This window comes from Streptomyces sp. C1-1 (assembly GCF_050214755.1).
In the GTDB taxonomy this organism is placed as follows: Bacteria; Actinomycetota; Actinomycetes; order Streptomycetales; family Streptomycetaceae; genus Streptomyces.
Genome location: NZ_CP189826.1, coordinates 8,337,699 through 8,354,618, shown reverse-complemented (window position 1 = coordinate 8,354,618; position 16,920 = coordinate 8,337,699). Strand labels below are relative to the sequence as shown.

Here is a 16,920-nt window from a genome sequence, read left to right as displayed (position 1 = left end):
TCCCGGCCGCTCTGTGCCGGATCATCGAAAACGCGCACACTGGAGCCATAGCTGGGTAGAGGGGGGCCGTATGAAGACCTTGGGTTCTTGGCTCGCCTCTCCGTGGCGCCGCTCGGCCATCGCCGCGCTGGCCGGCGCCCTGCCCATGTTCGCTTTCCCCGCGCCGTCCTTGTGGTGGTTCGCGTACGTCGCCCTCGTCCCGTGGATCCTGCTGGTCCGCTCCGCGCCGACGGGGAAACGGGCGGCGTACGACGGCTGGTGCGGCGGGTTCGGATACATGGTGGCGGTGCACCACTGGCTGCTGCCGAGCCTGAACGTCTTCATCTTCGCCCTGGCGGCGCTGCTGGGCGCGTTGTGGCTGCCGTGGGGCTGGCTGGTGCGCCGCTTCCTGGGCGGGGTGCCCGGGCCGGGGCGGGTCCTGGCCGGCCTCCTCGTCGTGCCGTCGGCCTGGCTGATGGTCGAGCTGGTGCGCTCCTGGCAGGGGCTGGGCGGGCCCTGGGGGGTGCTGGGCTCCAGTCAGTGGCAGGTGGAGCCGGCGCTGCGGCTCGCCTCGGTCGGCGGGGTGTGGCTGCTGAGTTTCCTGGTGGTGGCCGTCAACGTGGCCGTCGCCGTGCTGGTGTCCGTGCGTGAGTCGCGGGTGCCGGCCGTCGCCGGGATCGTCGCGACGGCGGCGGCGACCTCCGCGGCCTGGGTCTTCTCGCCCCGCCCGGACGTCGACGGCCGGGTGCGGGTCGCCGTGGTGCAGCCCGGTGTCATCGACGGCCCCGGCCGGCGTTTCGACCGCGAGGAACAGCTGACCCGCACACTCGCCGGACGCGGCCTCGACCTCGTCGTCTGGGGCGAGAGCAGCGTCGGCTACGACCTCGGCCACCGGCCCGACCTCGCCCGGCGCATCGCCGCGCTGTCCCGGGAGACGAAGGCCGACATCCTCGTCAACGTCGACGCCCGGCGCTCCGACCGGCCCGGCATCTACAAGAGTTCCGTCCTGGTCGGCCCGGACGGCCTGACCGGCGACCGCTACGACAAGATGCGGCTGGTGCCCTTCGGCGAGTACATACCGGCCCGGTCGCTGCTCGGCTGGGTCACCTCCGTCGGCAAGGCGGCCGGCGAGGACCGCAGGCGCGGCACGGAACAGGTCGTGATGAACGTCGGACACGGGCTGCGCGTCGGCCCGATGGTCTGCTTCGAGTCGGCGTTCCCCGACATGAGCCGTCACCTCGCCCAGGACGGCACCGAGTTGCTGATCGCGCAGTCGGCGACGTCGTCGTTCCAGCAGAGCTGGGCGCCCGAGCAGCACGCCTCGCTGGCCGCCCTGCGCGCCGCCGAGACCGGCCGCCCCATGGTGCACGCGACGCTGACCGGCGTGTCGGCCGTCTACGGGCCGAGCGGGCAGCGGATCGGCTCCTGGGTGGGTACGGACCGCAGCTCATCGGTGGTGTTCGACGTTCCGCTGGCCCACGGGATCACTCCGTACGTCCGCTACGGCGACTGGCCGGTGCACGGCGCGATCCTGATCCTCGCGGTGTGGTGCGCGACGGAGGGTGTGCGGGCGGTCCGGCTCAGGCGGCCCGGTCCACAACCGCACGTACCACCCGCTCGCACAGTTCGTGAGTCGCCAGTGCGTCCCGGGCGCTGAGCACCTTGCCCGCCCGTACCGCGTCGAGGAAGGCCAGGACCGCCTGCTCGATGCCGCGCTGGCGGGCCACCGGCACCCAGTCCCCGCGCCGCCGCACCGTCGGCTGCCCCTTGTGGTCGACTATCTCGGCGAGGTTGACCACCTGACGCTTGGTGTCCTGACCGGACACCTCCAGGATCTCCTCCGCCGAGCCGCTGAGCCGGTTCATCACGCCGAGCGCGGTGAAGCCGTCCCCGGCCAGCTGCAGCACCACGTGGTGCAGCAGCCCGTCCTCCACGCGCGCGCGTACCGTCACGTCGTCGACGGGCCCGGGCACCAGGAACCGCAGGGTGTCGACGACGTGGATGAAGTCGTCGAGGATCATCGACCGGGGTTCCTCCGGCAGTCCGATCCGGTTCTTCTGCATGAGGATCAGCTCGCGCGGATGGTCGGCGCACTGCGCGTACCCGGGTGCGAAGCGCCGGTTGAAGCCGACGGCGAGGGACACGCCGCGCTCCTCGGCGAGCGCCACGAGCCGTTCGGAGTCGGCGAGTTCGTAGGCGAGGGGCTTGTCGACGTAGGTCGGCACACCCGCCTGGAGCAGCCGCGTGACGATCTCGGGGTGCGCGAGGGTGGGCGCGTGCACGAAGGCGGCGTCGAGGTTCTGTGCGAGCAGGGAGTCCAGGTCCCGGTGGCGGCGGTCGGCCGGGAGGTGGAGGCCGTCGGCCACCCGGTCGAGGGTGGCGGGGGTGCGGGTCTGCAGGTGCAGCTCGACCCCGGCCAGGGCGCCGAGCACCGGAAGATAGGCCTTCTGCGCGATGTCGCCGAGTCCGATGCAGCCGACCTTCACGGGGTGTTCTCCTCTGACGGTTGCCTGCCCTGCTCCTGCCGGAAGCATACGGCGGCAGCGGCGGCCGCCAGTCGGCGTTCGAGGCGAAGCCCCGCAGCAGGAGCCCGGGTACGGCTCGCGAGAGCGCGGCGACGGCCGTGTCACGGACGGCCGTCGGGGCGGAGGCGGTCGTCGTGCTGAAGCGGACCTCCCGGACCGCCTGGCGGGTGACGCCCGCCGTACGGGGCGGCCGGGCCGCCGGGCAGGCGGCGACCGCGTCGGCGTGGTGCGCCGGCACGGTCGCGTCCTCGATCGCCTGGCTGCCGCCCTGGCCGAGCGTCGGGGGCATGGGTGCGCGGCGTCGCCGAGCAGGGCGACCCGGCCGCGGCTCACGGCACGCGTGGCGGGCCCGGGCTCGACGGACCCGGCCCGCCACGCGCTGTCGCCGGCAGCAGCCGCTGACGGGCCGCGGCGCGGGCCGATAACCCGTGGTCGTGGGCGACGGGGTTGGACGAGGATGCCCGTATGACGACCGAACGCCGTGAACCCCCGACCACCGCCGACGAACGCACCATGCTGGAGGGCTGGCTGGAGTACCACCGGCAGACACTGGCCTGGAAGTGCGAGGGCCTGACCGACGCCCAGCTGAGGACCGCCTCCGTGGAGCCGTCCACGCTGTCCCTGATGGGGCTGGTACGGCACATGGCGGACGTGGAGCGCGGCTGGTTCCGCCGGGTCCTCGCCGACGAGGACGCGGGTCCGATCCACTTCACCGACGAGGACCCCGACGGCGAGTTCCACCTCACCGAGGCGGACACCTGGGCGCAGGCGCGGGACGCCTGGCAGGCCGAGATCGAGGTGGCACGCCGCGTCGCGGCCGACTTCGGCCTGGACGACCTCTCCAAGGGCCGGCACCGGCGCACCGGCGAGCAGTTCAACCTGCGCTGGATCTACACCCACATGATCGAGGAGTACGCCCGCCACAACGGCCACGCCGACCTGCTCCGCGAACGGATCGACGGCGCCACCGGCGACTGAACGTCAGCCCGGCCGCTCCCGTGCCCTCCGTAAGGGGCCGGAGATCACCCGTGCGGGGCATCCTCCGCCCGTCCGCTGTTCCGCGGCGCGGGCGGAGACGCCATCGTTGAGCGGTGCATCGAACGACGACCACCGCAACGCTCCTGGTCACCGTCGCTGTCGCGGCCCTCACCGGCTGTGTGACGGTCCAGCGCCCGCCCGCCTCCGGCCCGCCGACGGCGCCGTCCCAGTCGTCGGCGCCGCGCCCGGACGGTGAGCGCGAGCCGCAGTCCGTTCAGGCGCCGGCCAAGGAGGCGCTGGAGATGATCGGCCCGTCCCGGCCGGCGGAGCCCGGGGCACCGCAGCACGGACCGGCGGCGAAGGCCCCGGCACCGGCCGGAAAGCCGTCGGCGCCCCGCTCACGTGCGCGGCCCCACCCCCGGGCACCGCGGCCGGAGCACGGGCACCACCAGCAGCCGCGCGTGGGGATTCCGGACGTGCGCAGGTCGGTGCCGAAGAACACGAAGGACCTGTGCGCGCTGGGGCGGCAGTACGGAGGCTGGCACGCGGACAGCCCGGAGTCGGTCATCTGCAAGCAGGCCTACGGGCGTTGAGCCACCGTCGGGGACGCCGGAAAGCGCCCCCACCGCGTCAGGGCCGCTGTCTCGGTGGCCCCCACCGCCCGTCCCCGTCGGTGCCCCGCTCCCCCAGGCTGGACTCCAGCCGGCTGATGGCCGCCCGTACCCCGTCGCCGTACCGGTCGTCGCCGAGCGTCCCGGCGGCGGTCCGGGCCCGGCGCAGATGGGTGCGGGCGGCACCGTCGCGGCCGAGTTTCAGGTAGTCGGCGGCCAGGTTCAGGTGCAGGGAGGGGTACAGCGCCCGTACCGCTGTGGCGCTCTCGTGCTCGGCGGAGCGCGCCCCGGACAGTTCCTCCGCCGCCGTCAGCGCCCTCAGGTCCCAGGCCAGCTCGTCGGACGGGTCGTCCTGGGCGTCGGCCATGTAGTGGGCGAGGGTGCAGCGGTGCAGCGGGTCGCCGTCCGTGCCGATCTCGGCCCACAGCTCGAGGAAGCGGTGCCGGGCCTCCTCGCGGTCCCCGGCGTGGTGCAGGATGACGACCTGTCCGATGCGTGTCAGCAGGGCGTCCGGCGCCGTCTGCTCCTGTCCCTTGGCCACCGCGCACTCCGCCCACTCGTCGGCTACTGCTCACCGACGCTAACCGCAGCGACCGGCATTCCCGGTCAGGCGGCACCGGGCCGGTCCCCCGCGGAACCGGCCCGGCGGGGCTCAGCCCAGGTTCGGGACCGTCCAGTCGATCGGCTCGTGGCCCTGCCGTGCCACCGCCTCGTTGATCTGCGTGAACGGACGGGAGCCGAAGAACTTCTTCGCGGACAGCGGCGAGGGGTGCGCGCCCTTGACGACCACGTGCCGTGTCTCGTCGATCAGCGGGAGCTTCTTCTGCGCGTAGTTGCCCCACAGCACGAAGACCGCCGGGTCGGGCCGCTCGGCGACCGCGCGGATCACCGCGTCGGTGAACTTCTCCCAGCCCTTGCCCTTGTGCGAGTTGGCCTCGCCGGAGCGGACCGTGAGCACCGCGTTCAGCAGCAGGACGCCCTGCTCGGCCCACGGCATCAGATAGCCGTTGTCCGGCACGGGGGTGCCGAGTTCCTCGTGCATCTCCTTGTAGATGTTGCGCAGGGAGGGCGGGATCTTCACACCGGGGCGGACCGAGAAGCACAGGCCGTGCCCCTGGCCCTCGCCGTGGTAGGGGTCCTGGCCGAGGATCAGGACCTTCACCTTGTCGTACGGGGTCGCGTCCAGCGCGGCGAAGACCTCCTCGCGCGGCGGGTAGACGGGGCCCTTCGCCCGCTCCTCCTCGACGAACTCCGTCAGCTCCTTGAAGTAGGGCTGCTGCAGTTCGTCGCCCAGAACCCCGCGCCAGGACTCGGGCAGCATGGCGATGTCGGTCACGTCAACTTCCTCACGATGTGCGGTGGAACGGTGTGCGGTCACTTCCAGTTCTCAGAACCTACAGGCGACCACTGACAACGGTCTTCCGCTCCGTGAACCGGGCCCGCTACCAGCTGGTCTTGCGGGACAGCTCGCCCATCATCATGATCGTCGACGGGTCCAGCGCCTGCTCCGCGCCGGAGATGTCGTCGCTGGCGGCCACGAACTGCTTGCCCTGCCACAGCGGCAGCAGCCGGGCGTCGCGGACGAGGATCTGCTGGGCCTGCTCGAAGTCCGAGACGACGTTGGCGCGGTCGCTGACACTGCGCGAGCGGGGCAGCAGCACACCGGTGATCTCGGGCGCCGGATAGGGGGTGCCGAGCGCGTTCTGCTTGCCCACGAAGGGCGCGATGAAGTTGTCGGGGTCCGGGAAGTCGGGGAACCAGCCGCGCCCGAACACCGGGTACTCGCCCTTCTGGTAGCCGGTGACGTACGTCTTCCAGGGGCGGCTCTTGAGGGTGACCGTGAACAGGCCGGAGTCCTCCAGCTGGCGCTTGATCTCGGCGAACTCCGGCTTGGTCTGGGAGCCGTAGCGGTCGCTGGTGTACCAGAGGGTCAGCGGGACGCGCTGGGTGATGCCGGCGTCGGTGAGGATCTTGCGGGCCTTTGCCGCGCTGGGGCTGCCGAAGTCGTCGAAGAAGTCGGTCGTGTGACCGGTCAGGCCCTTGGGGACCATGGAGTACAGCGGCTCGACGGTGTCCTTGTAGACCTTGTGCGCGATGGCGCCGCGGTCGACGACCTGGGCGACGGCCTTGCGCACCGCGGCCTTCCCGGCCCAGGGGTCCTTCGGGTTGAACACCAGGTAGTTGATCTCGATGCCGGCGCCCTCGATGAGCTGCAGGCTGCCGTCCGTGTTGTGCTTCTGCAGGCCGACGATGTCGTCGGCGTCCAGGCCGCGGAAGGCGACGTCGAGGGTGCCCTTCTTGAGGTCCGCGACCATGGGGGCCGACTCGCGGTAGTAACGGATGGTCACGGCGTTGTTCTTGCGGTCGGCGACGCCCTTGTAGCTGTCGTTCCTGGCCAGTTCGGCCCGCTTGCCGTCCTGGTAGGAGCGCAGGGTGTACGGCCCCGAGCCGTAGACCTTGTCGTCCTTGCGCAGGGAGGAGGCCGGGTACTCCTCCGGGTCGACGATGGACATGGCGGGCGTGGCGAGCACGAACGGGAAGGTGGCGTCCGGCTTGTTGAGGTGGAAGACGACCTCGCTGTCGCCGAGCACCTGGACCCGGTCGAGGCTGCCGAGCAGTCCCGCGGGACCGCCGTTGAGGTTGATCTTCCTGATGCGGTCGATCGAGTACTTGACCGCCGCGGCGTCGAGCTTGTGTCCGTCGGAGAACTTCAGTCCGGAGCGCAGCTCGCATCTGTACGTTCTGTTCGAACTGTCCGCGAAGCGGCAGTTGTCCGCTGCGTCGGGCTGCGGAGTGGTCGCGCCCGAGGGGTAACTCAGCAGCGTTTGGTAAATGTTTCGGAACAGTTCCCAGGACTGGTCCCAGGAGGCGGCCGGATCCAGTGTGCTGGGGGCGCTGGTGGTGCCGACGGTGATCGGCCCCTCGCTGTCGGAGGAGTCCGAGGACAGCACACCGCAGCCGGTCACCAGGCTCGATATGGACGCGATTGCCGCCACCTGACGCAGGCGTCGCTTCCGGTTGAACACGCGCTCGCTCCTCGATCTGCCGTACCAAGGGTCGGCAGACCATACCGCAGGGCAACCGAGGTTGAACCCGCCTCGTACAAGGGGCTTGATCAGCTCGTTTATGACGACGTTGTCATCGGGCCGTGCCCCTCCTGTACGACGACGAGGGCGCCGTTTCCGTCAAGGAAACAGCGCCCTCGGGTACCCGATCGTTACCCTTCCGGGCGGGTGGCGTCAGCCCACTCCGGCGTTCAGGAAGATGCCTCCGTCGACCACGAGCGTCTGGCCGGTGACCCAGCCGGACTGCTCGGAGGTGAGGAACGCCGCGGCGCCGCCGATGTCGGACGGCACGCCGAGCCGGGCCAGCGGGTAGGCGGCGGCGGCCTCGGCCTCCCGGCCCTCGTACAGGGCCTGGGCGAACTTGGTCTTGACGACGGCCGGGGCGATGGCGTTGACCCGCACCTTGGGCGCGAACTCGTGTGCCAGCTGCTGGGTCAGGTTGATCAGCGCGGCCTTGCTGACGCCGTAGGCGGCGATGAAGGGCGAGGGCGCGAGGCCCGCGACGGAGGCGATGTTGACGATGGCGCCGCCGTTGTCCTTCTGCCAGGCGTGCCAGGTCTTCTGCGCGAAGCCGAGCGCGGAGATCACGTTGGTCTCGAAGACCTTGCGCGCCACGTTCAGGTCGAGGTCGGCGATCGGGCCGAACACCGGGTTGGTGCCGGCGTTGTTGACCAGGAAGTCGACGCGGCCGAAGGCCTCCATGGTGCGCTCGACGGCCTCGGCCTGGTGGTCCAGGTCGTGCGCCTTGCCGGCGATGCCGATGACGCGCTCGGCGCCGAGCTGGTCGACGGCCTCCTTCAGGGCGTCCTCGTTGCGGCCGGTGATGGCCACGCGGTCGCCACGGGCGACGAGCGCCTCGGCGACGCCGTAGCCGATGCCGCGGCTGGCGCCCGTGACCAGGGCGACCTTGCCGGAGAGTGCGGGGAGTTCAGTCATGGCTGGGAGTTCTCCTAGTCGAGCGGTCCGCCGGCGACGTACAGCACCTGGCCGGAGACGAATCCGGCCGCCTCGCCGGTGAAGAAGGCGATGGCGTTGGCGATGTCGTCCGGCTCGCCCACCCGGGCGACGGGGATCTGGGTGGCCGCGGCGGCCTTGAAGTCCTCGAAGCCCATGCCGACGCGGTCGGCGGTGGCCTTGGTCATCTCGGTGGCGATGAAGCCGGGGGCGACGGCGTTGGCGGTGACGCCGAACTTGCCGAGCTCCTTGGCGAGGGTCTTGGTGAAGCCCTGCAGACCGGCCTTGGCGGCCGAGTAGTTGACCTGGCCGCGGTTGCCGAGCGCCGAGGAGGAGGACAGGTTGACGATGCGGCCGAAGCCCGCGTCGACCATGTGCTTCTGGCAGGCCTTCGACATCAGGAAGGCGCCGCGCAGATGGACGTTCATGACGGTGTCCCAGTCGGAGACGCTCATCTTGAACAGCAGGTTGTCGCGCAGCACGCCCGCGTTGTTGACCAGGATCGTCGGCGCGCCGAGTTCCTCGGCGATGCGGGCGACGGCGGCCTCGACCTGCGCCTCGTCGGAGACGTCGCAGCCGACCGCGATGGCCTTGCCGCCGGCCGCGGTGATCTTCTCGACGGTGTCCTTGCAGGCACCCTCGTCGAGGTCGATCACGGCGACCGCGCGGCCCTCGGCGGCCAGTCGTACGGCGGTGGCGGCCCCGATGCCGCGTGCTCCGCCGGTGACCACGGCTACCCGCTGCTCAGTGGTGGACATTGCTGCTTCTCCTCGCCCTCGAGAGAACCTGCGGCGCGGTGAGCGACCGCTTAGTACCTTCGTCGCACGTGACGCTAGAAGCCCTGACACTCGGTGTCAACGTCACACGAGCCCGGTGTGATCGATTACCTCACCAGCAGGTCGAGCAGGCGCTCCGTCTCGGCCGCCGGATCGGCGGTGAGGCCAGTGTGCACCGGTCCGGGCCGGACGACCGTGGAGCGCGGCGCGACGAGCCACCGAAAGCGCCGTCCGGCGTCCTCGCCGGCGGCCTGTCCGGCCGCCTCTCCCCCGCCGCAGACCCGCTCGACGGCGCCGAGCGCCGCCCGGATCCCGGCCACGTCGGCCTGCGGGTCGAGGGCGAGCAGCCGCGCCTCGTCGAGGTGGGTGCGGGCGCCGACGTAGGCCTTGGCGCGGCAGTACAGCAGGACGCCGGCGTTGATGCACTCGCCGCGCTCGGCGCGGGGCACCACCCGCAGCAGGGCGTACTCGAAGACGTCCCGCTCGTTGGCCTCGCTGCCCCGGATGATGTGCCGCTCGACCACGGCGCCGGCCATGTGGACGTGGCGCTCGCTCACTTGCTTCCCTCGATTCCCGTGATGCGCTCGTGGACGGAGGCGGCCCGGGCCAGCAGCGGCCGGGCGTAGGCGCGCCTGAGGTCGTCCGGCGTGTCGAAGCCGGGTTCGCCGGTCAGCCAGACGTCCGGGACCTCGGCGGTGACCTCGGCCAGGAGGCCCTCGGTGACCTGCGGGGCCAGCTCGGCGGCCGCCCGGGCGACGTCCGGCGCGAAGGGCTTCAGGGCGTGGTCACGGGCGTCGTAGGGGCGGGCGGCGGAGGCCTCGGCGCCGGGCCAGTTGTGGTGCCAGATCATGGTGGCGCCGTGGTCGATGAGCCACAGCTCGCCGCGCCACATCAGCAGGTTGGGGTTGCGCCAGGAGCGGTCGACGTTGTTGATCAGCGCGTCGAACCAGAGGACCCGCCCGGCCTCCTCGGGGCTGACCAAGAAGGCGAGCGGGTCGAAGCCGAGGGCGCCCGGGAGGAAGTCCATGCCGAGGTTGGTGCCCCCGCTGGACCTCAGCAGCTCCTGCACCTGCTGGTCCGGTTCGCCGAGACCCACCACCGGGTCGAGGTCCAGCGTCACCAGGCGGGGCATCCGGAAGCCCAGCCGGCGGGCGAGTTCGCCGCAGACGACCTCGGCGACCAGGGTCTTGCGGCCCTGTCCGGCGCCGGTGAACTTCATGACGTACGTCCCGAAGTCGTCCGCCTCGACGAGCCCCGGCAGCGAGCCGCCCTCACGCAGGGGCGTGATGTAGCGGGTCGCGATGACTTCCTTGAGCATCGCCCCAGGTTACTGGCCGACAGCGAACCGACAGCTCAGGTTTACCCCGCCCTGAACTCGAACGCGTTTAGATCTCGACATCGTCTGAACAACCAACGGCTCCAGGCCGTACCCCTGTCCAGATCTACGAAGCTTGCTATGAAGGGACGTCGGCATGACGACCAGCGAATCGCTTCCCCCCACCGCGGCGCCCGGCCGCCGGACCGTCGTGGCGGCGGTCGGCGCGGCCGGCCTCGCCGTCGCGCTGACCGCGTGCGGCTCCTCCGACGACGACTCCGCCTCGTCCGGCTCGAACACCCAGGCCGGCGCGAACACGACCGGCGGCACCACCGGGGACACCGGCGCGAGCGCCTCCACCGGCTCGGGCGGCGGCACGGCCCTGGCGAAGACGGCCGACATCCCCGAGGGCGGCGGCAAGATCTTCAAGGACAAGGCCGTGGTGGTCACCCAGCCGGCCTCGGGCACCTTCAAGGCCTTCTCCACCAAGTGCCCGCACGCGGGGTGCGCCGTGAGCAGCATCGCGAACGGCGTCATCGTCTGCCCGTGCCACGGCAGTCAGTTCTCGGTCGAGGACGGCAGCGTGAAGAAGGGCCCGGCGACCAAGGGGCTGACGGCCGAGAACGTGACGGTGAGCGGGGACTCGATCACGCTGGCCTGACCCGGGCGTCCCGGGGCCGTCGCAGACAGCCCAGCACCTCGTCCGTGGTCGCGACCGTGGCGACGAGCGCGAGGGTGTGACGGATCATCGCGGGGGTGTAGTCGGAGGGCACCCCCGCGATGGCGTCGGACGGCACCACGACGGTGTAGCCGCGGTTGACCGCGTCGAAGACGGCGTTGGGGACGGCCACGTTGGCCGAGACGCCGGTGACGACGAGGGTGCGGCAGCCCAGGTTGCGCAGCAGCGCGTCGACGTCGGTGCCCTGGATCGGGGACAGTCCGTGGAGCCGTCGTACGACGAGGTCCTCCTCGGCCACCTCGATCGGGGCGGCCACCCGGACCGCCGTGGTTCCGGACAGCTGCCGGACGGGGAGGCGCTCGGCGGCCCGGAAGAGGCGGGCGTTGCGGTTGGCGCCGCGGCCGTCCGGGCGCCGCTCGGCGACGGCGTGCAGGACCTGGACACCGCTGTCGTGGGCGGCGGCGACCAGCCGTGCGATGTTGGCCAGGACGCCGGACGAGCGTGCCTCACGGGCGAGTTCGGGCAGGGCGCTGTCCGGGCCGACGACGCCCTGCTGGCACTCCACGGTGAGCAGCACGGTCGTGGCGGGGTCGAGGAGCTCACGGAGCTTGTCGTACGACGGCACGGTTCCCCCTGGTCGCCTGCGGTCCCCAGCGGGCGTGAGAGTAACCACCATTGCGCGAGGACGGAAGACGACCCATCCTTTTCTGACGTGATGTCAGAGGATCATCCGAGTTCCTCTGACACGACGTGAGAGAAGAGGGGGACACATGACCGTCACTCAGCGTCGGGGCCGGAAGATCATGATGACGCCCGGCGAGCTGGACGAGTTCCTCGTGAGCCAGCGCACCTGTCGGGTCGCCACCGTGTCGAAGGACGGTGCTCCGCACGTCAGCACCCTGTGGTTCGCCTGGGACGGGACGTCGTTGTGGCTGTACTCCGTCGTGCGCAGCAAGCGGTGGACCGACCTGCGCCGCGACCCGCGCGTCGCGATCGTGGTGGACACGGGTGAGGAGTACGAGGAGCTGCGCGGCGTCGAGCTGTCCGGATCGGTCGAGTTCGTGGGCGAGTTCCCGCGCACCGGCGAACTGTGCGCCGAACTCGACGTCCCCGAGACGCTGTTCGCCCGCAAGAACTTCGGCCTGGAGGAGATGCCGCACGACGGCCGGCACGCCTGGGTGCGGCTGACCCCGGACAAGATCGTCTCCTGGGACTTCCGCAAGCTGGGTCCCGCCTAGGACCTGCCGTCCCGGCCCACGGTCCGGCCGGCCTCCTGCAGCGCCTCCACCGCCGCCCGGATCGACGGGCGGCGGTCGGCGTCCGCGCGCCAGACGGCGTAGATCTGGCGCCGCACCGACTGCCGTACGGGCACGGTGCGTACGCCCTCCGGCACCGGGCCGCGGCCCAGCCTCGGCGCCACGCACACGCCCAATCCCGCCCCGACGAGGGCGAGTTGGGTGGGGTGCTCCTCGGCGCGGTGGGCGACGCGCGGTTCGATGCCCTTGGAGCGCAGGGTGTGGATCAGCCACTCGTGGCAGAACTCGTTCTCGTTCCAGGTGACCCAGTCGTCGTCGGCGAAGTCCTCCAGGTCCACCTCGACGCGGTCCGCGTGCCGATGGTCGGCGGGCATGGCCACGTCGGCGGTGTCGTCGAGGATGACGGCCTTGACCAGCCCCTCCGGCATGGGCAGCGGCCTGTTGTACCAGTCCAGGACGACGGCGAGATCGAAGTCGCCGCGCATCACGGCGAGCACGGCCGGCTCGGGCTCCATCTCGCGCGAGGTGGTGCGCAGGCCCGGGTGTGCCTTGCGCAGCTGTGACAGCGCGACCGGGAACAGACCGCGCGCGGCGGTCGGGAACGCGGCGAGGCGGAGTTCGCCGACCACCTCCCCGCGGTGTGCCTCCAGGTCGGACTGGGCGAGCTCGACCTGGGAGAGGATGCGCGCCGCGTGCTCCGCGAGCAGCCGGCCGGCGTCGGTGAGCCGCACGCCCCGGCCGTTCTTGGCGACGAGCTGCTGGCCCACTTCCCGTTCCAGCTTGGACAGTTGCTGCGAGACCGCCGACGTCGTCACGTGCAGGCCCTCGGCCGCACCACTGACCGAGCCGTGCCGGGCGAGGGCGTCGAGGGTGCGCAGGCGCTCCAGGTTCAACATGTAAGTGATGCTACGAGATACCTGGAGAAGATGTCGCTTGTGCTACGAGATCACCGTGCCGCATGGTTACGGTCATGACGACCGTGACCACGCCCCGGACCTCCGCACCCGCCCCCGTCCGCCGCCCCGCCCTCGACTGGCGTCTGCGCTTCGGCGCCCTGTCCCTGATCTGGGGCTTCAGCTTTCTGCTGATCAAGGTCGGTACGGACGGGTACGCGCCGTTCCAGGTCACGCTGGGTCGGCTGGTGTTCGGGACGGCGGTGCTCGCGCTGGCGATGGCGGTGAAGCGGGCGGGGCTGCCCCGCGGGCTGCGGACGTGGGGGCATCTGGCGGTGGCCGCGTTCCTGCTGAACGCGCTGCCGTTCTCGCTGTTCGCGTACTCCGAGCTGACGATCCCGTCCACGCTCGCGGGGATCTGCAACGCGACCTCGCCGCTGTGGGGCATGGTGCTGTCCCTCGTCGCGCTGTCCGAGGACCGGCCGTCCCGGGTGCGGGTCGCGGGGCTGGGGATCGGGTTCCTGGGGGTGCTGACGGTCCTGGGCGCCTGGCAGGGGTTCCACGGGCTGGACGGCAGGGGGACCGCGATGGCCCTGCTGGCCTCGCTGAGCTATCCGGTCGGATGGATCTACGTCCGTCGCACGCTGGCCGGGTCCGGGTATTCGCATCTGTCGCTGACCGGGGCGCAGTTGCTGCTGGCTACGGTGCAACTCGCGATTGTCACGCCGCTGTTCACGGCGTTTCCGAGCCGTGTGGACGTGGTGCCGTTGCTCGCGGTCGCCGCATTGGGGGCGTTGGGCACGGGGTTGGCCGTTCTCATCCAGTACGGGCTGGTCGCCGAGGTCGGGCCGACGACGGCACAGATGGTCACGTACTTCATTCCGGTCATCGCCACGGGGGCGGGTGTGGCGATTCTCGGGGAGTCGTTGAGCTGGTCCACGCCCGTGGGGGCCGTGATCGTGCTGGCCGGGGCGGCGCTGACGCAGGTGCGGGGGAAGGGGCGGTGAGGGGGGCGGGCGCGTGAGGGGGTTGGGTGCGGGGAGCGTCGGCGGCTGCGGGTTCGATGGGGCTGGTCGCGCAGTTCCTCGCGCCCCTGGGGGTGGCGGTCACCCTCTATACGAAGTTCCGCGTGGGTGATGGGTTCACTGCCCTCACCACCGCGTCTGCCAGTGGGGGGACCTCTTCCGGGGCCAGGGTCGACACCGTGACGCGGATGCCGGGTGGGGCGTTCAGGCGGAAGCGGGCGCCCGGGGCCACCGCCCAGCCCGCGTGCAGGAGGCGGGCTACGGCCCCCGTCTCGTCGGGGACGGGGATCCAGACGTTCATGCCGCTGCGGCCGTGGGCCTCGACACCCCGGTCCGCCAGCGCCTCGATCAGCAGGTCACGGCGTTCGCGGTACGCCGCCGCCACGGCCCCGGTGTCGAATGTGTCGTCGCTCCACAGGCCGACCACGGCGCGCTGGGCGATGCGGCTGACCCAGCCGGGGCCCAGGCGATGGCGGCCCGTGACCCGGTCGACCGTGGTGGCGTCGCCGGTGAGGACGGCCAGCCGGAGGTCGGGGCCGTAGGCCTTGGCCACCGAGCGCACGAAGGCCCAGTGGCGGGTGACGCCGGCGAGGGGGTGGAGGGGGAGGTCGACGATGCCGTGGCCGTGGTCGTCCTCGATCAGGACGATCTCCGGGTGGTCGCGCAGGACGGCGCGCAGGGCACGCGCACGCGTGGCGGTCACCGCGGCGCCGGTCGGGTTCTGGGCGCGGTCCGTGACGACGAGCGCGCGGGCGCCGGCGTCGAGGGCGCGCCGGACGTCGGCGGGGCGCGGCCCCTCGTCGTCGACGCCGACCGGGGCCGTGCGCAGGCCGAGGGCGGGGACCAGGTCGAGGAGGCTGCCCCAGCCCGGGTCCTCCACGGCGACGGTGTCGCCCGGCTTGAGGTGGGCCGCGAGGACCCGCTCGATGGCGTCCAGCGAGCCGGAGAGCACGGCGAGCGGACCTTCCGGCACGCCGTCGGCGTCGAGCCGGGCCCGCGCGATCCGAGCCAGCTCCGGGTCTACCAGAGCGTCCCCGTACAGCACGGGCCGCCGGTCGTGCTGTTCGGCCGCCGCCGCGAAGGCCTTGCCCAGCGGTGGCAGCAGCGCCGGGTCCGGGTTGCCGTTCGCGACGTCCCGCACCCCCTCGGGCACGTCCAACCCCACGTACTCACGGCCCGTCGTGGCCGGTTTGGACCGCACCCGGCTGCCCCGGCGCCCGGCGGTCTCGATCACCCCGCGCTCACGCAGGATCCGGTAGGCGGCCGCGACCGTATTGGGGTTCACTCCCAGCTCGACCGCCAACTCCCGCATCGGCGGCAGCAGTTGACCCGGCTCCAGCTCGCCCGAGCCCACCGCGCGCTCGACGCTCGCCGCGATCCCTGCTGCGCCCCGACCTTCGATCCGATATCCTCCTAGCACAAACCAGATTATGCACTAGTGCAATATCGCTTCGCAAGCCGAGGAACCACGGAGAACGCCATGCAGGGGACCGCCCAGCCGACATCGCAGGCCACCGCCTACACGCCGACCGACCGCACCGTCCCCACCCGTTCCGCGGAACGGGCGTCGTACGACAAGGAGCTGGTGCACGCGATACTCGACGAGGGGTACGTCTGCCATCTGGGCTTCGTGCGGGACGGGGCGCCGGTGGTGCTGCCAACCCTGTACGGCCGGGTCGGCGACCGGCTGTACGTGCACGGCTCGACCGGGTCGCGCCCGCTGCGGATGACCGGGCAGGCCGACCCGGGGCTGCCGGTGTGTCTGACGGTCACGCACGTGGACGCGCTGATCCTGGCCCGGTCCGCCTTCCACCACTCGATCAACTACCGGTCGGTGGTGGTGCACGGGATCGCCCACGACGTGACCGACCCCGAGGAGAAGCGGGCGGCACTGGACGCGCTGGTCGACCACGTCGTGCCCGGACGGGCGGCGGACTCCCGGCCCGCCAACAAGAAGGAGCTGGCCGCGACCGCCGTGATCCGGCTCGACCTGGACGAGGTCTCCGCCAAGCTCCGCACCGGCGGTGTGAACGACGAGCCCGAGGACCTGTCCCTCCCCCACTGGGCCGGCGTCGTCCCGCTGCGCAAGGGCTACGAGACCCCCGTCGCCGACGGCGACCTGACCCCCGGCATCGGCCTCCCCGACTACCTGGCGGTGCCCTGATGCTCATCCACCCCTGGGACGCGGCCCACGACGACACCGAGTGGCAACGGTGGCTCGCCGTGCACGACTTCGGGCAGCTCGCCGTGAGCGGCCCGCCGGGCGAGGCGCCGTACGTCCAGCCGCTGCACTTCGTCTACGACGCCGAGCGCGCCGAGGTCCTCACCCATCTCGCCCGGCCGAACCCGCTGTGGCCCGCCCTTGAGGCCTGCCCCGAGGTGCTGCTGAGCGTGGTCGACGACTACGTCTACGCGCCCGGATACTGGCAGGTCGCGCCGGGCGAGCCGGCCGAGCACGGCACGCCGACGAGCTACTACGCGGCCGTACAACTCCGTTGCCGCGCCCATGTGGTGGACGATCCCGCCGAGAAGGCCGCACTGCTCGACCGTCAGCTCGGGCACTTCCAGCCGGAGGGCGGCTCGGCGCAGGTGGCGGTGGGCCGGGTGCCGTACGGCAGGATGCTCTCCGGGCTGCGCGGGCTGCGGCTCGAAGTCGTCGACGTACGGGCGAAGTTCAAGTACGCGGGCCGCAAGCCCGAGGTGCAGGAGCGGGTCCTGGCCGGGCTGGCCGAGCGGGGCGGCCCGCGGGACGCCGCCGCGCGCGAGCATCTGCTGCGCCGGCGCGGGGTGTGACACGCGGGGTGTGACACGAACCGCCGCGCCGACGCAGATCACTGAGGAGAGGGACCTCACGGGGGAGGGTC

At 71.8% G+C, this 16,920-nt stretch carries 20 protein-coding genes; 9 read left to right on the top strand and 11 right to left on the bottom strand.

What is annotated here, in order from left to right:
• The first annotated feature begins 70 nt into the window (after positions 1-70).
• Positions 71-1,636: an apolipoprotein N-acyltransferase gene (lnt, locus tag ACQF4J_RS38005; protein WP_427167790.1), complete on the top strand. Its 1,566-nt coding sequence runs from the start codon at positions 71-73 to the stop codon at positions 1,634-1,636.
• Here lnt and ACQF4J_RS38000 read toward each other — a convergent pair.
• Complete coding sequence (locus ACQF4J_RS38000; protein WP_351564505.1) at positions 1,560-2,465, bottom strand: Gfo/Idh/MocA family protein; 906 nt, start codon at positions 2,463-2,465, stop codon at positions 1,560-1,562. The genes lnt and ACQF4J_RS38000 overlap by 77 nt on opposite strands.
• 20 nt (positions 2,466-2,485) lie before the next feature.
• Here ACQF4J_RS38000 and ACQF4J_RS37995 point away from each other — a divergent pair, with 20 nt between their 5' ends.
• The 3 genes from ACQF4J_RS37995 to ACQF4J_RS37985 all read left to right on the top strand — a co-directional run bounded on the left by ACQF4J_RS37995 (position 2,486) and on the right by ACQF4J_RS37985 (position 4,075).
• The gene (locus ACQF4J_RS37995; RefSeq protein ID WP_351804618.1) at positions 2,486-2,929 is read left to right on the top strand and encodes a hypothetical protein; all 444 of its coding nucleotides are present in this window, start codon (positions 2,486-2,488) and stop codon (positions 2,927-2,929) included.
• 40 nt (positions 2,930-2,969) lie between these two features.
• The gene (locus ACQF4J_RS37990; protein WP_351564501.1) at positions 2,970-3,482 is read left to right on the top strand and encodes a DinB family protein; all 513 of its coding nucleotides are present in this window, start codon (positions 2,970-2,972) and stop codon (positions 3,480-3,482) included.
• 113 nt (positions 3,483-3,595) lie between these two features.
• Complete coding sequence (locus ACQF4J_RS37985; protein WP_351564499.1) at positions 3,596-4,075, top strand: hypothetical protein; 480 nt, start codon at positions 3,596-3,598, stop codon at positions 4,073-4,075.
• Between the two features lie 37 nt (positions 4,076-4,112).
• Here ACQF4J_RS37985 and ACQF4J_RS37980 read toward each other — a convergent pair whose 3' ends face one another.
• The 7 genes from ACQF4J_RS37980 to ACQF4J_RS37950 all read right to left on the bottom strand — a co-directional run bounded on the left by ACQF4J_RS37980 (position 4,113) and on the right by ACQF4J_RS37950 (position 10,206).
• Complete coding sequence (locus ACQF4J_RS37980) at positions 4,113-4,634, bottom strand: hypothetical protein (RefSeq protein WP_351564497.1); 522 nt, start codon at positions 4,632-4,634, stop codon at positions 4,113-4,115.
• Positions 4,635-4,745: 111 nt separating this feature from the next.
• Complete coding sequence (gene ung / locus ACQF4J_RS37975; RefSeq protein WP_351804622.1) at positions 4,746-5,429, bottom strand: uracil-DNA glycosylase; 684 nt, start codon at positions 5,427-5,429, stop codon at positions 4,746-4,748.
• Positions 5,430-5,535: 106 nt separating this feature from the next.
• Entirely contained in the window at positions 5,536-7,119 is a 1,584-nt protein-coding gene (locus ACQF4J_RS37970; RefSeq protein WP_351564493.1) for an ABC transporter substrate-binding protein, read from the bottom strand.
• A gap of 213 nt (positions 7,120-7,332) precedes the next feature.
• Positions 7,333-8,094 (bottom strand): SDR family oxidoreductase, encoded by a 762-nt coding sequence (locus ACQF4J_RS37965; protein WP_351564491.1) that lies wholly within the window; start codon positions 8,092-8,094, stop codon positions 7,333-7,335.
• 14 nt (positions 8,095-8,108) lie between these two features.
• Complete coding sequence (fabG, locus tag ACQF4J_RS37960) at positions 8,109-8,870, bottom strand: 3-oxoacyl-ACP reductase FabG (protein WP_058926647.1); 762 nt, start codon at positions 8,868-8,870, stop codon at positions 8,109-8,111.
• Between the two features lie 125 nt (positions 8,871-8,995).
• Positions 8,996-9,445, bottom strand: coding sequence for a DUF3037 domain-containing protein (locus tag ACQF4J_RS37955; RefSeq protein WP_351564489.1), 450 nt, complete (start codon positions 9,443-9,445; stop codon positions 8,996-8,998).
• Positions 9,442-10,206 (bottom strand): HipA family kinase, encoded by a 765-nt coding sequence (locus ACQF4J_RS37950; RefSeq protein WP_427167789.1) that lies wholly within the window; start codon positions 10,204-10,206, stop codon positions 9,442-9,444. The genes ACQF4J_RS37955 and ACQF4J_RS37950 overlap by 4 nt, the downstream gene beginning before the upstream one ends.
• Positions 10,207-10,360: 154 nt before the next feature.
• Between ACQF4J_RS37950 and ACQF4J_RS37945 the strand changes: the two genes are divergently transcribed.
• Positions 10,361-10,864, top strand: a complete 504-nt coding sequence (locus tag ACQF4J_RS37945) for a Rieske (2Fe-2S) protein (RefSeq protein WP_351564485.1) — start codon at positions 10,361-10,363, stop codon at positions 10,862-10,864.
• On the opposite strand, the gene ACQF4J_RS37940 is transcribed toward ACQF4J_RS37945, so the two are convergent.
• Positions 10,851-11,507 carry a cysteine hydrolase gene (locus ACQF4J_RS37940; protein ID WP_351564483.1) on the bottom strand — a complete coding sequence of 219 codons (657 nt, stop codon included), beginning with the start codon at positions 11,505-11,507 and terminating at the stop codon, positions 10,851-10,853. The two genes, ACQF4J_RS37945 and ACQF4J_RS37940, sit on opposite strands and share 14 nt — an antisense overlap.
• A 145-nt stretch (positions 11,508-11,652) precedes the next feature.
• On the opposite strand from ACQF4J_RS37940, the gene ACQF4J_RS37935 reads away from it, so the two are divergent.
• The gene (locus ACQF4J_RS37935; protein WP_058926642.1) at positions 11,653-12,120 is read left to right on the top strand and encodes a pyridoxamine 5'-phosphate oxidase family protein; all 468 of its coding nucleotides are present in this window, start codon (positions 11,653-11,655) and stop codon (positions 12,118-12,120) included.
• Here ACQF4J_RS37935 and ACQF4J_RS37930 read toward each other — a convergent pair.
• Complete coding sequence (locus tag ACQF4J_RS37930) at positions 12,117-13,034, bottom strand: LysR family transcriptional regulator (RefSeq protein WP_351564480.1); 918 nt, start codon at positions 13,032-13,034, stop codon at positions 12,117-12,119. The two genes, ACQF4J_RS37935 and ACQF4J_RS37930, sit on opposite strands and share 4 nt — an antisense overlap.
• Positions 13,035-13,108: 74 nt before the next feature.
• Between ACQF4J_RS37930 and ACQF4J_RS37925 the strand changes: the two genes are divergently transcribed.
• The gene (locus ACQF4J_RS37925; protein ID WP_351804624.1) at positions 13,109-14,038 is read left to right on the top strand and encodes a DMT family transporter; all 930 of its coding nucleotides are present in this window, start codon (positions 13,109-13,111) and stop codon (positions 14,036-14,038) included.
• Positions 14,039-14,144: 106 nt separating this feature from the next.
• Here ACQF4J_RS37925 and ACQF4J_RS37920 read toward each other — a convergent pair whose 3' ends face one another.
• Positions 14,145-15,476 carry an aminotransferase class I/II-fold pyridoxal phosphate-dependent enzyme gene (locus ACQF4J_RS37920; protein ID WP_427167788.1) on the bottom strand — a complete coding sequence of 444 codons (1,332 nt, stop codon included), beginning with the start codon at positions 15,474-15,476 and terminating at the stop codon, positions 14,145-14,147.
• A gap of 60 nt (positions 15,477-15,536) precedes the next feature.
• On the opposite strand from ACQF4J_RS37920, the gene ACQF4J_RS37915 reads away from it, so the two are divergent.
• Both ACQF4J_RS37915 and ACQF4J_RS37910 read left to right on the top strand, forming a co-directional pair.
• Complete coding sequence (locus ACQF4J_RS37915; protein ID WP_200703941.1) at positions 15,537-16,220, top strand: pyridoxamine 5'-phosphate oxidase family protein; 684 nt, start codon at positions 15,537-15,539, stop codon at positions 16,218-16,220.
• On the top strand, positions 16,220-16,849 hold the full coding sequence (locus ACQF4J_RS37910) for an FMN-binding negative transcriptional regulator (RefSeq protein ID WP_351804628.1): 630 nt from the start codon (positions 16,220-16,222) through the stop codon (positions 16,847-16,849). Before ACQF4J_RS37915 ends, ACQF4J_RS37910 begins: the two co-directional genes overlap by 1 nt.
• Positions 16,850-16,920: the final 71 nt, after the last annotated feature.